This is a genomic window from Phycicoccus endophyticus (assembly GCF_011326735.1).
In the GTDB taxonomy this organism is placed as follows: Bacteria; Actinomycetota; Actinomycetes; order Actinomycetales; family Dermatophilaceae; genus Phycicoccus; species Phycicoccus endophyticus.
The window spans coordinates 114,719-126,889 of the sequence record NZ_JAANCN010000001.1; the positions used below are offsets into that span (position 1 = coordinate 114,719).

Here is a 12,171-nt window from a genome sequence, read left to right on the forward strand (position 1 = left end):
CGGTGGTGCCGCTCCCACAGTAATGGGGCGACGACCGCCACCCGTGGTGGGTCGTCGCACCACGATGGGCCTCCGGGGCGGAGAGCAGGCGTGGTCGGGAGCACCATCCAGGGGTGGGGGTGCCCCGGCCACGCCACCGCGGGACCGCATCGTGGGCCCGGCGGCCGGCGGTGGACCGGCTCCCTAGACTGCTCCCATGCGAGTCGGAGTGTTCGGAGCCACCGGTCAGGTGGGCAGCGTCATGCGTACCCTCCTGCACGAGCGGAGCCTCCCGGTCGAGGAGGTGCGCTACTTCGCCTCCGCGCGCTCGGCGGGCTCGACGCTGCCGTGGGACGGCCGCGCCGTCACCGTCGAGGACACCGCCACGGCGGACTTCTCCGGCCTGGACCTGGCCCTCTTCTCCGCCGGAGGCGCCACCTCGACGCAGTGGGCGCCCCGGGTGGCCGAGGCCGGAGCCGTCGTCGTCGACAACTCCAGCGCCTGGCGCCGCGACCCGCAGGTCCCACTCGTCGTCGCGGAGGTCAACCCCGAGGACCTCGAGGACATCCCCCGGGGGATCGTCGCCAACCCCAACTGCACGACGATGGCCGCGATGCCGGTCCTGAAGCCGCTGCACGACCTCGCCGGGCTGCGGCGCCTCCAGGTGGCCAGCTACCAGGCGGTCTCGGGTTCCGGCGGCAAGGGGCTCACCGAGCTGGACGACCAGCTGCGCTCCGGCTACGCCGCCGGGGACCCGCGAGCCCTCGCACTGGACGGCGCGGCGCTCGAGCTGGCGGCGCCACAGGTGTACGCCGCGCCGGTGGCCTTCAACGTCGTGCCGCTGGCCGGATCGCTTGTCGACGACGGCACGCTCGAGACCGACGAGGAGCAGAAGCTGCGGCACGAGTCGCGCAAGATCCTCCACCTGCCGGACCTGCCGGTCGCCGGGACCTGCGTGCGGGTGCCGGTCTTCACCGGGCACAGCCTCGCCATCCACGCCGAGTTCGAGCAGGACATCTCGCCCGACGAGGCGGTCGCCGCGCTCGTGCAGGCACCCGGTGTCGTCGTGACGAACGTGCCGAACCCGCTGCAGGCGGCCGGTCGCGACGAGGTGTTCGTCGGTCGCGTGCGGCCCGACCAGTCCGCGCCCGAGGGCAAGGGGCTGGCCCTCTTCGTCGTCGGCGACAACCTGCGCAAGGGCGCCGCCCTCAACGCGGTCCAGGTCGCCGAGGAGATCGCCAGGCGCCGCTGAGCCCGAGGGTGGCGTGGTCGCTACGGCGGCCTACGCCGGGGCCGCTGCGTGGTCGTGACCGTGGCCGCGCACGAGGTGCACCCACGTCGCCGAGACGCGCATCCCGACCTTGCGGTACAGGTCCAGCGCGCCGGTGCGGCTGTCGGTCGACAGCTCGCTGCGCACCGCCCCGTGCTCGCGGGCGTTGCGGAAGCCGTCGGCGAGCAGCGCCTGGGCCAGCCCGCGCCCGCGGTGCGCCCGGGCGACCGCCACCTGGTCGACGAACCCGGCTCCCCGCTCGTCGACCACGGTGAAGCACGCCCCCACGACGACGCCGCCGGTCTCGACGACCCGCAGGTTCCACGGCGCGAAGCCGGGCCGCAGCACGACCCCGGGCGCCCACTCCTCGAACGGCTCGCGCTCCCGGTCGGCCCACTCGCCGAAGGCCGTCTCGATGACGTCGTGCGCGGCCCGGTGGTCGGCCTCGCCGCGGGCGGTGCGCATCCGGTAGCCCGGCGGGAGCGGCCGGTCGGCCACCTCCACCCCCGGGGGCAGCTCGAGCACCCAGGACGTGTGGCCCGGCCGGTAGCCCCGCGCCTCGAGCAGCCGCTGGGCCGAGGACCCTGCGGGCACCGTCTGGCCGACCGAGGGCGCGCCGGCCGCGTGCGAGCGCTCCTCGGCCCACCCCGCGAGCCACGTGCCGACGCCGGCGCCGCGGTGGCCCGGGTGCACCGCCGCCTCGGCGCGCCACCCGCCGCGCGAGACCTCGGCGGCACCGACGAGCCGTCCGTCCCGCAGGACACCGACGGTGTCCGTCGCGAGGTCCATGCTCGGGCGGGACCAGTCGGCCTCGATGTCCGCGCGTTCCATCGCGACGAGACCGCTGTCCTCCAGCTGCGCGAGCGAGTAGACCTCGAACGCGGGGTCGAGGTCCTCGTGGGTCAGCGGCCGGGCGGCGCAGCCCGCCGGGAGGCGCCCGGCGAGGGCGTGGACGAGAGCGCTCACGCCGCCAGCATGGCCGACGGCCGCCCGGCGCCGCACCCGCATTCCGGCCGGGCGCCCGTCCCGCCCCGTGGACGGGTGTCGACGGATCGCACGGTGCGTGGCATGCTGCACCCGTGCGAACCTCGCGCCTCCTGCTTCGCTGCCGCGACGGGGCCTGACACGGCCGCCCCTCGTCGCGGAGTCCCTGCTGCACCCGGTCGGACACCAGCAGACGAGGAGAGAGCGAAGCAGATGATCCACCCCCAGCAGCCCTCGGGCATGCCGACGGCGAAGTACGTCCCCTTCCAGGAGCAGATCCGGGTCGAGCTCCCGGACCGCACCTGGCCCGACCGCGTCATGACCGCGGCCCCGCGATGGTGCGCGGTGGACCTGCGCGACGGGAACCAGGCCCTCATCGACCCGATGGACTCCGAGCGCAAGATGCGGATGTTCAAGTTCCTGGTGAAGATGGGCTACAAGGAGATCGAGGTCGGCTTCCCGAGCGCCAGCCAGACCGACTTCGACTTCGTGCGCGAGCTCGTCGAGGGTGGGCACATCCCCGACGACGTGACCATCCAGGTGCTCACCCAGAGCCGCGACCACCTCGTCGAGCGGACCTTCGACGCCATCCGGGGGGCCAAGCAGGCGATCGTGCACTTCTACAACTCGACCTCGGTCCTGCAGCGCCGGGTCGTGTTCGGGATGAGCGAGGACGGCATCGTCGACATCGCCCTCCAGGCCGCCCGGCTGTGCCGCAAGCTCGAGGAGACCGTCCCGGAGACGACCGTCTACTACGAGTACTCCCCGGAGTCCTACACCGGCACCGAGCTGGAGTTCGCGGTACGGATCTGCAACGAGGTCATCGACGTCATCGACCCGACCCCGGACCACAAGATGATCGTCAACCTCCCGGCGACCGTCGAGATGGCCACGCCCAACGTCTACGCCGACTCCATCGAGTGGATGGTGCGCCACCTGCAGCGGCGCGACTCGCTCGTGGTCAGCCTCCACCCGCACAACGACCGCGGCGAGGGCGTCGCGGCCGCCGAGCTGGGCTACCTCGCCGGTGCCGACCGGATCGAGGGCTGCCTGTTCGGCAACGGCGAGCGCACGGGGAACGTGTGCCTCGTGACCCTGGGGATGAACCTCTTCAGCCAGGGCATCGACCCCCAGGTCGACTTCTCCGACATGGCCGAGATCCGGCGCACCGTCGAGTACTGCAACCAGCTGCCCGTCCACGAGCGGCACCCGTGGGGCGGCGACCTCGTCTACACGGCCTTCTCCGGCTCCCACCAGGACGCCATCAAGAAGGGGCTGGACGACATGGAGCGCCGCGCCACGAGCGCGGGGACGGGTATCGACGACCTCGACTGGGGGGTGCCGTACCTGCCGATCGACCCACACGACATCGGGCGCTCCTACGAGGCCGTCGTCCGGGTCAACAGCCAGTCGGGCAAGGGCGGGGTCTCCTACCTGCTCAAGGCCGAGCACGGCCTGGACCTGCCCCGCCGGCTGCAGGTCGAGTTCAGCCACGTCGTCCAGGCGCGCACCGACAGCGAGGGAGGCGAGCTGACCGGCGACCAGATCTGGGCGATGTTCGCCGACGAGTACCTGCACAACGAGGACCCCGCCGCCCGGTGGGGCCGCCTCGCGCCGGTCCGCTCGACGATCACCGGGTCCGACGACGGCGCGGACGTCATCGACTCGGTCGTGCTCGTCGAGGGCGTCGAGACCGAGATCCACGGCCGCGGCAACGGCCCGATCGACGCCTTCACCGCGGCGCTCGCGACCCTCGGCGTCGACGTGCGGGTGCTCGACTACCACGAGCACGCGCTCTCCGCCGGTGGTGACGCCCGGGCCGCCGCCTACGTCGAGTGCGCGGTGGGCGACCGAGTCCTGTGGGGGGTCGGGCTGCACGAGTCGATCGTCAAGGCCTCGCTGCGCGCCATCCTCTCCGCCGTCAACCGCGCCGAGCGCGGGACGCTGGTGGGCTGAGCGCGGGTGCCCGGACAGGCGCTCGCGTGCGGCCTGGCGACGGTCGACGTCGTCCAGGTCGTCGAGGCCGTCCCCGAGCCCGACGAGAAGGTCCTCGCCCGCGCGAGCACCGTCGCGGCCGGCGGGCCGGCGTGCGTCGCGGCGATGGCGTGTGCCGCGCTCGGTGTCCCGACCCGCTTCGTCGGCGCCGTCGGCAGCGGCCCGCTCTCGGCCGTCGTCCTGGCGGACCTCGCGGCCCACGGCGTCGCCGTCACCGACGTCGCCCCGCCCGGCCTGCGCCCCCCGGTGGCGAGCGTCCTGGTCACCGAGGCGACGGGTGAGCGGGCGGTCGTCTCACAGGGCGCTGCGGGTGTCACCGGCTACGACCCGGTGTCGGACGCCCGAGCCGGGCTGCTCCTGGACGGGGTCGGCGCGGTCCTCGTCGACGGCCACCACCTGCCGATCGCCCTCGAGGTCGCCCGGGCCGCCACCGCGCGGCACATCCCCGTCCTGCTCGACGGGGGGTCCTGGAAGCCCGGGCTGGAGGAGCTGCTGGCGCTGGTCGACGTCGCCGTGACCTCGGCGGCCTTCGCGCTGCCGGGCGGGGGCGGGCTCGAGGGGCTGCTCGCGGCGGGGCCGGGCTGGGTGGCGGCCTCCGACGGGGCCGGGCCGGTGCGCTGGTGCGCGGCCGACGGCGGCCGGGGGCAGGTCGAGGTGCCCTCCGTCGAGGTCGTCGACACCCTCGGCGCGGGCGACGTCCTGCACGGTGCCCTGCTCGCGCAGGTCGCCCGGGACGGCACGGGCGACCTGCCGGGTGCGCTGGCCGCAGCGGTGAGCGTCGCGAGCGGGTCGGTGACCCACCCGGGTCCGCTCGGCTGGGCCGAGGCCAGGTAACGCCGCGGTCAGCGCACGCCGCGCACCCGGAACTGGATGCTGATCCGCGGCCCGGCCGGGCGAGCGGTCTTGGGCACACAGTGGTCCCACGTGCGCTGGCAGGACCCGCCCATGACGAGCAGGTCGCCGTGCCCGGCCGGGAAGCGCAGCGACCGCCCGCCCTCGCGCGGGCGCAGGAGGAGGTCGCGCGGGGCGCCGACCGAGAGGATCGCGACCATCGTGTCCTGGTCGCGGCTGCGCCCGATCCGGTCGCCGTGCCAGGCCACGGAGTCGGCGCCGTCCCGGTAGAGGCACAGCCCGGCGGTGACGAACGGCTCGCCGAGCTCCACGGCGTAGTGGTCGCCGAGCACCTGACGGCACTGCTCGAGGGCCTCGTGGGGAAGGGGCTCGCCCTCGCCGTAGAACGACAGCAGCCGCGGGACGTCGACGACGGAGTCGTACATCTGCCGACGCTCGGCGTGCCAGGGGACCTCGCGGCGCAGGGCGGCGAAGAGGTCGTCGGCGCCGCCGACCCAGCCGGGACGCTGGTCGACCCAGGCGCCCCGGGTGAGCTCGGTACGCGAGACGGCGCCGCCGAGCGGCCGGACCTCGATCCCGTCGGCGAGGTCGAGCAGCGAGCCCTGGAGCGCGGCCATGCACCGAGGGTACGAGAGATTCGAACACCTGTCCAGAACCTTGCCGCACGGGGCCCGGTGTGGGGTGTCGGGCCCCGGAGAACCTAGGCTGTCGCCGCCCCCACCGGAAGGAGAGCCGTGAGCGTCCAGGCACCCTCCGCGGTCGTCATGATCCGCCCGCGGCACTTCACCCCGAACCCCGAGACCGCCCTCGACAACGCCTTCCAGACCGTCGTGCGGCCCGAACGCGCCGGCGAGGTGGCGGCCGCGGCCTACGACGAGGTCACCCGGGTCGCCGAGCGGCTGGCCCAGGAGGGCGTCACCGTCCACCTCTTCGACGACGACGACCCGACGCGGGCCGACAGCGTCTTCCCGAACAACTGGTTCTCGACGCATGCCGGCGGGCGGATCGCGGTGTACCCGATGTACGCCCCGAGCCGCCGCACCGAGCGCCGGGCCGACGTCGTCGAGCTGCTCAAGAGCCAGTACCGGGTCCAGGACGTCGTCGACTACTCCGGGCTCGAGTACGACGGCCAGTACCTCGAGGGCACCGGGGCGATGGTGCTCGACCACGTCGTCCGGGTCGCCTACACGGCCCGCTCGAACCGGGCCGACCCGATCGTCCTCGAGCGCTTCTGCACCCAGTTCGGCTACGAGCCGATGGTCTTCGACGCGACCGAGGACGACGGGACGGCGGTCTACCACACGAACGTGCTCATGTGCATCGGCACCTCGTTCGCCCTCGTCGGGCTCGAGATGATCCGTGACGAGCGGCGTCGGGCACAGGTCGCCGAGTCCCTCGCCGAACCCGGACGGGAGGTGCTGGCGCTGACGAGCGCGCAGGTGCGCGACTTCGCCGGCAACGCCATCGAGCTGCGCACCCCGAGCGGGCGGGTCCTGGCCCTCTCGACCCGGGCGGCGGCGAGCCTGACCCCCGAGCAGCGGGCCGTCATCGAGCAGACCTGCCGCATCGTGCCTCTCGAGGTCCCGACGATCGAGCACGCCGGCGGGTCGCTGCGCTGCATGGTCGCCGGAGTCCACCTGACCCGCCGGCCCGTGCTCGCGCCCGTGGTGGCCGAGGAGGCCGTGCTCGGGGGGTGACCGACCGGCGTGGGGGAGAGCACCGCCTCGTGGCCACGACGTCACCCGGCGGGGCGGCGCGCCGATGTCACCGCCAGCACCGACAATGGACCGGTGCCCCTCTACCGCGACGAGGCCATCGTCCTGCGCACCCACAAGCTGGGTGAGGCCGACCGCATCGTCACGCTGCTCTCCCGGCGCCTCGGCAAGCTGCGCGTCGTCGGCAAGGGCGTCCGGCGCACGAGGTCCCGCTTCGGGGCACGCCTCGAGCCGGGGATGCACATCGACGTGCAGTGCTACGAGGGGCGCAGCCTCGACACGGTGACCCAGGTCGAGACCCTCGACCCGTGGGGCGAGCTCGTCGCCCGCGACTACCGGGCCTGGACGGCGACCACCGCCGTGCTCGAGACGTGCGAGCGGCTGACCGAGGAGCACGAGCCGGCTCTCCAGCAGTACCTCCTGCTCGCCGGTGCGCTGCGCAGCCTCGCCCATCGCGAGCACGAGCCCGGCCTCGTCCTCGACGCCTACCTCGTGCGGGCGCTCGCGGTCGGCGGCTATGCCCCGAGCTTCCACGACTGCGCCAAGTGCGGCGCCGCCGGCCCCCATCGAGCCTTCCACGTCGCCGCCGGGGGCGCGGTCTGCCCCGCCTGCCGGCCGCCGGGGTCCGCGGCGCCGGCCCCCGAGGCACTCCGGCTGCTCGCGGCGCTGCTCGCCGGCGACTGGGCCCTGGCCGACGCCTCCGAGGACCGTCACCGGCGTGAGGGCAGCGGCCTCGCGGCCGCCTTCCTCCAGTGGCATCTCGAACGGGGCATCCGCAGCCTCCGTATGGTGGAGCGGTGAGCGCGCCGACCCGCTACGAGCCGCCCTTCCCCCATCCGAGCGGGGCCCGTGCTCCCGTGGTCCCCCCGGCGCGGCTGCCGCGTCACGTCGCGGTCGTCATGGACGGCAACGGCCGCTGGGCCAACCAGCGGGGGCTTCCTCGCACCGCGGGGCACGAGGCGGGCGAGGCCGCCCTGCTCGACGTCGTCGCGGGCGCCATCGAGGTCGGGGTCACCCACCTGTCGGCGTACGCCTTCAGCACCGAGAACTGGAAGCGCAGCCCGGAGGAGGTGCGCTTCCTCATGGGCTTCAACCGCCAGGTCATCCGCCGCCGCCGCGACCAGCTGCACGCCTGGGGGGTCCGGATGCGGTGGGTGGGCCGCCGCCCGCGGCTGTGGCGCTCGGTGATCAGCGAGCTCGAGACCGCCCAGCGCCTGACGAGCGAGAACACCGGGCTCACCCTGTACTTCTGCGTCAACTACGGCGGGCGTGCCGAGATCGGGGACGCCGCTCGCCGGGTCGCCGAGGATGTCGCCCGCGGCCGGCTGCGGGCCTCCTCGGTCGACGAGCGCACGCTGGCGCGCTACCTCCAGGAGCCGGACATGCCCGACGTCGACCTGTTCGTGCGCTCCTCCGGTGAGCAGCGCACGAGCAACTTTCTGCTGTGGCAGAGCGCGTACGCCGAGATGGTCTTCCAGGACCGGCTGTGGCCCGACTACGACCGCCGCGACCTGTGGGCGGCGGTCGAGTCCTACGCCGACCGGGAACGTCGCTACGGCGGTGCCGTCGACTCGCCGGGGTCGGCCGCCGGCCGGGCGGGCCGGTGACCGGCACCCCGCTCGTCGCGGTCTTCCCCGAGGTCGTGGGCATCGCCGCCGAGCTCCTGCGCCGCCGCGAGGTGGCGCAGCGCTGGACGGCCGAGAGTGCGTGCCCGGGCATGACGGTCGGCGGCCTGGCACACCACCTCGCCGGGCAGGCCGGGCATGCGGTCGCGCTGCTGTCGGCCCCGGCGCATCCCGTCGAGCTGGTCGGCGTCCTCGACCACTACCGCCGGGCGGCGTGGGTCCAGGAGGGGCTAGAGGGTGGTGCGAACGTCGAGATCCGCGCGGCGGCCGATTCCCAGGCCGCCGGCGGGCCGCAGGCGCTCCATGCCCGGCTGGCCGCCGACCTCGCGGCGCTGCCGATGGTCATCGAGCCGGTCCTGCGGGGACGGCGCGTGCCCGACGCGGTGCACATCCCGTGGCAGGGATGGGCCCTGACGGCCGGGGACTTCCTGCTGACCCGCACCATGGAGGTGCTCGTCCACAGCGACGACCTGGCGGCCAGTGTCGGCGTGCCGGCGCCGACCTACCCGCACGAGGCGGCCGAGCCGGTCCTGGCCCTGCTCGCGGCGCTCGCGGCCCGCCGCCACGGCCAGACGGCGCTGCTGCGGGCGCTCGCGCGACCCCAGCGGGCGAGCGGCGAGGTCAGCGCCTTCTAGCGCAGTCGCCGCACAGGCCCTCGACCTCGACGGTGTGGCGCACCTGGACGAACCCGTGCTCGGCGGCCACGGCCTCGGCCCAGCGTTCCACGCTGTCGCCGGTGACCTCCACCGCCAGCCCGCAGCCGCGGCAGACCACGTGGTGGTGGTGGTCCTCGGTCGCGCACGCGCGGTAGACCGCCTCGCCGTCCTCGGTCCGGATGACGTCGACCTCGCCGTCGGCGGCCATCGCCTGGAGGTTGCGGTAGACGGTGGCCAGCCCGACACCGGCCCCGCCCTCGGCGAGCCGGGCGTGGATCTCCTGGGCCGAGCGGAACTCCGGGCTGTGCGAGAGCGCCTCGGCGATGGCCGTCCGCTGCCGGGTGGGGCGGCGCGTCGTGGGGAGCTGCCCGGTCATCGCTGGACGACCTCCTCGTGCCGTCCGTGCTCGTCGTAGTGGCCCTCGTGGGCGGCGTGCCGGTGCCCGTCGTGGAGGTAGTCGACGTGGTCGTCGTGCTCGACCGCCTCGTGGCCACACCGCGGGCCGTGCTCGTGGTCGTGGCGCTCGGCACGGCGGTGCGCGGCGCGGCGGGCGCGGGCGGCGAGGCCGGCGAGGCCCGTGACCGCGAGGAAGAGCGCGATCGCCATGAGCACGATCGTGCCGCCGGAGGGCGTCTCGGCCCAGTACGACACGAGCACCCCGCCGACGCTGGAGAGGACGCCGAGGAGGACCGCCCAGCGCACGCTCGAGCCGAAGCTGCGCGCCAGGACCTGCGCGGTCGCGTTGGGGATGATCATCAGGGCGCTGATGAGCAGGAGGCCGACCACGCGCATGGAGACCACGACGGTGACGGCCGTGAGGACGGCCAGGACGAGGTTGTAGGCCATCACCGGCATGCCGGCGGCCCGGGCGTACTCCTCGTCGTTGGCGACGGCGAAGAAGCGCGGGCGCAGCAGCAGCGTCACGGCGAGGACGACGACGGTGAGCGCCGCGAGCACCACGAGGTCACCGGCGTTGGTCGTGAGGATGGCGCCGAAGAGGTAGGCGGTGAGGTTGGCCGGGCTGCTCGCGGTGCTGCGGGCGATGAGCACGACGCCCAGGGCGATGCCCCCGTAGAACATCACCGCGAGCGCGACGTCGCCGCTCGTGCGGCCCGAGGCGCGGATCAGCTCGATGGCCACCCCGGCGAACACCGCCGCGACGAGGGCCGTGAGCACCGGCGCCTGGCCGGTGAGGATGCCGACGGCGACGCCGGCGAGCGCGACGTGGCCCATCCCGTCGCCGATGAGCGACATCCGGCGCTGGACGAGGAAGGTGCCGACCAGGGGAGCGGCCACCCCGGCGAGCAGCGCCGCGACGAGCGCCTGACGCATGAAGGTCAGCTCGAGCATCTCGGTCACGAGCGGGCCTCCGGGCGGTCGAAGGGTCCGCCGACCGGTGCGGGGGGCCGGGGCCGGTCGGTGTGGTCGTACGTCGAGCCGGGCGCGTGCGCGGCGACGTGGGCCGCGTAGGCGGCCGTGGGTCCGTCGAAGTCGACGTGACCGCTGTCCATGCACACGATGCGCGTCACGACGTCGCGCAGGGCGGCCAGCTCGTGGGTGACGACGAGCATCGAGGTGCCGCGTGCGGCGAGCCCTCGCAGGGTCTCGGCGAGGGCGACCTGGCTCGCCCGGTCCACGCCCGCCGTCGGCTCGTCCATGACGAGCAGCTCGGGCTGGCCGGCGAGGGCACGGGCGATGAGGACGCGCCGCTGCTGGCCGCCGGAGAGCGAGGCGACCTCCTCGCCGGCCCGGTCGGCCAGCCCGACCGCCCGGATCGAGGCCGCGACGATCTCGCGGTCCTCCCGGCTCGCCGGGCGCCACCACGGCCGGTGCGGGAGACGCCCGACGGCGACGATCTCGGTGACGGTCGCCCGCACCGACGTCGAGAGCGAGTGCCGCTGGGGCACGTACCCGATGCGGGTGTGCTCGCGGAAGTGCTCGCGCGGGGTCCCGAGCAGCAGCACCTGGCCCCCCTGGTGCTCGGTGAGCCCGAGCAGCCCCTTGACGAGCGTCGACTTCCCCGAGCCGTTGGGCCCGAGCAGGGCGACGACCTCGCCGGGACGGATAGTCAGGTCGACACCGGAGACGACCGAGCGGTCGCCGTACCCGAAGGACGCCGACCGCAGGTCGATGAGCGAGGGGGCCGCGCTCAGTGGCACTGCTGCCCCTGCTCGAGGGTCGTCAGGTTGCTGCGCATCACCTCAAGGTAGTTGCTGCCCTGGGTCTCGTCGGTGATTCCCTCGATCGGGTCGAGCACCGCGACGCTCGCGCCCGTCTCGCGGGCGAGCGTCTCGGCGAGGTCGGGGGAGACGAGGGTCTCGCTGTAGACGGTGGTCACGCCGTGCTCCTCGATGTGGGCGGCGAGCTCGCGCAGCGTGGCGGCGTCCGGCTCGACGTCGGGGCTCAGCCCGGCGATGCCCTCCTGGGAGAGCCCGTACCGCTCGGCGAGGTAGCCGAAGGCGGCGTGCCCGGTGACCAGGTCCGTGCTCGCGCAGTCGGCCAGGCCGGTGCGGTACTCCTCGTCGAGGGTCTTCAGGTCGGCCACGGTGGCCTCGGCGTTGGCGCGGTAGTCCTGCGCGTTGTCCGGGTCCTCGGTGGCGAACCGCTCACCGATGGCCGTGACGACCTGCTCGAAGCGCACCGGGTCGAGCCAGAAGTGCGGGTCCTGGCCCTCCTTGTGCTCCTCCTCGGCGCCCTCCTCGCCGTGGTCGTGCCCCTCCGCCGGGGCCGCGAGGTCGAGGTCGGCCTCCGGGCTGACGTCGAAGCCGGCCTCCTGCGCCTCGCTGGAGACCGCGTCGTCGACCGCGGGCTGGAAGCCGGCGAGGTAGACGACGACGTCGGCGGAGGCCATCTCGGTCACGTCCTTGGGGGTGAGCTCGAGGTCGTGCGGCTCGGCACCCGGCTTGGTCAGCGAGGTGACCTCGACGTGGTCGCCTCCCACCTGCTCGGAGGCCCACTGCAGCGGGTAGAACGCCGCGGCGACGGCCAGGCCGCCGTCCCGCTCGGCGGACGCGTCGTCACCGGAGGTGCTGCCGCAGCCGGCGAGGGCGAGGAGGGAGACGGTCGCGAGGGCGGGGAGGGCTCGTTTCATGACA

At 74.3% G+C, this 12,171-nt stretch carries 13 protein-coding genes; 7 read left to right on the forward strand and 6 right to left on the reverse strand.

What is annotated here, in order from left to right; all coding sequences use genetic code 11:
• The first annotated feature begins 196 nt into the window (after positions 1-196).
• The gene (locus tag G8D98_RS00540) at positions 197-1,231 is read left to right on the forward strand and encodes an aspartate-semialdehyde dehydrogenase (protein ID WP_166097727.1); all 1,035 of its coding nucleotides are present in this window, start codon (positions 197-199) and stop codon (positions 1,229-1,231) included.
• Between the two features lie 30 nt (positions 1,232-1,261).
• Here G8D98_RS00540 and G8D98_RS00545 read toward each other — a convergent pair whose 3' ends face one another.
• The gene (locus tag G8D98_RS00545) at positions 1,262-2,215 is read right to left on the reverse strand and encodes a GNAT family N-acetyltransferase (protein WP_205859659.1); all 954 of its coding nucleotides are present in this window, start codon (positions 2,213-2,215) and stop codon (positions 1,262-1,264) included.
• A gap of 231 nt (positions 2,216-2,446) precedes the next feature.
• Between G8D98_RS00545 and leuA the strand changes: the two genes are divergently transcribed.
• Both leuA and G8D98_RS00555 read left to right on the forward strand, forming a co-directional pair.
• Positions 2,447-4,189 carry a 2-isopropylmalate synthase gene (leuA, locus tag G8D98_RS00550; RefSeq protein ID WP_166097732.1) on the forward strand — a complete coding sequence of 581 codons (1,743 nt, stop codon included), beginning with the start codon at positions 2,447-2,449 and terminating at the stop codon, positions 4,187-4,189.
• 6 nt (positions 4,190-4,195) lie between these two features.
• Complete coding sequence (locus G8D98_RS00555; protein WP_166097734.1) at positions 4,196-5,062, forward strand: PfkB family carbohydrate kinase; 867 nt, start codon at positions 4,196-4,198, stop codon at positions 5,060-5,062.
• 8 nt (positions 5,063-5,070) lie between these two features.
• Here G8D98_RS00555 and G8D98_RS00560 read toward each other — a convergent pair whose 3' ends face one another.
• Positions 5,071-5,697 (reverse strand): alpha-ketoglutarate-dependent dioxygenase AlkB, encoded by a 627-nt coding sequence (locus tag G8D98_RS00560; RefSeq protein ID WP_166097737.1) that lies wholly within the window; start codon positions 5,695-5,697, stop codon positions 5,071-5,073.
• A gap of 117 nt (positions 5,698-5,814) precedes the next feature.
• On the opposite strand from G8D98_RS00560, the gene ctlX reads away from it, so the two are divergent.
• From ctlX to G8D98_RS00580, 4 genes are all read left to right on the forward strand, one after another.
• The gene (gene ctlX, locus G8D98_RS00565) at positions 5,815-6,777 is read left to right on the forward strand and encodes a citrulline utilization hydrolase CtlX (RefSeq protein WP_205859660.1); all 963 of its coding nucleotides are present in this window, start codon (positions 5,815-5,817) and stop codon (positions 6,775-6,777) included.
• A gap of 93 nt (positions 6,778-6,870) precedes the next feature.
• A complete protein-coding gene (recO, locus tag G8D98_RS00570) occupies positions 6,871-7,596 on the forward strand; it encodes a DNA repair protein RecO (protein ID WP_166097739.1) in 726 nt (241 codons plus the stop codon).
• Positions 7,593-8,402 (forward strand): isoprenyl transferase, encoded by an 810-nt coding sequence (locus G8D98_RS00575; protein ID WP_166097742.1) that lies wholly within the window; start codon positions 7,593-7,595, stop codon positions 8,400-8,402. Before recO ends, G8D98_RS00575 begins: the two co-directional genes overlap by 4 nt.
• Positions 8,399-9,055, forward strand: a complete 657-nt coding sequence (locus tag G8D98_RS00580; protein WP_166097745.1) for a maleylpyruvate isomerase N-terminal domain-containing protein — start codon at positions 8,399-8,401, stop codon at positions 9,053-9,055. Before G8D98_RS00575 ends, G8D98_RS00580 begins: the two co-directional genes overlap by 4 nt.
• On the opposite strand, the gene G8D98_RS00585 is transcribed toward G8D98_RS00580, so the two are convergent.
• The 4 genes from G8D98_RS00585 to G8D98_RS00600 are packed head-to-tail and all read right to left on the reverse strand — an operon-like array spanning position 9,042 to position 12,167.
• Positions 9,042-9,452 carry a Fur family transcriptional regulator gene (locus G8D98_RS00585; RefSeq protein WP_166097747.1) on the reverse strand — a complete coding sequence of 137 codons (411 nt, stop codon included), beginning with the start codon at positions 9,450-9,452 and terminating at the stop codon, positions 9,042-9,044. The two genes, G8D98_RS00580 and G8D98_RS00585, sit on opposite strands and share 14 nt — an antisense overlap.
• Positions 9,449-10,435: a metal ABC transporter permease gene (locus G8D98_RS00590; protein WP_166097749.1), complete on the reverse strand. Its 987-nt coding sequence runs from the start codon at positions 10,433-10,435 to the stop codon at positions 9,449-9,451. Before G8D98_RS00590 ends, G8D98_RS00585 begins: the two co-directional genes overlap by 4 nt.
• Positions 10,432-11,229 (reverse strand): metal ABC transporter ATP-binding protein, encoded by a 798-nt coding sequence (locus tag G8D98_RS00595; RefSeq protein WP_166098827.1) that lies wholly within the window; start codon positions 11,227-11,229, stop codon positions 10,432-10,434. The genes G8D98_RS00590 and G8D98_RS00595 overlap by 4 nt, the downstream gene beginning before the upstream one ends.
• A complete protein-coding gene (locus tag G8D98_RS00600) occupies positions 11,226-12,167 on the reverse strand; it encodes a metal ABC transporter substrate-binding protein (RefSeq protein WP_166097752.1) in 942 nt (313 codons plus the stop codon). Before G8D98_RS00600 ends, G8D98_RS00595 begins: the two co-directional genes overlap by 4 nt.
• Positions 12,168-12,171 lie beyond the last annotated feature (4 nt).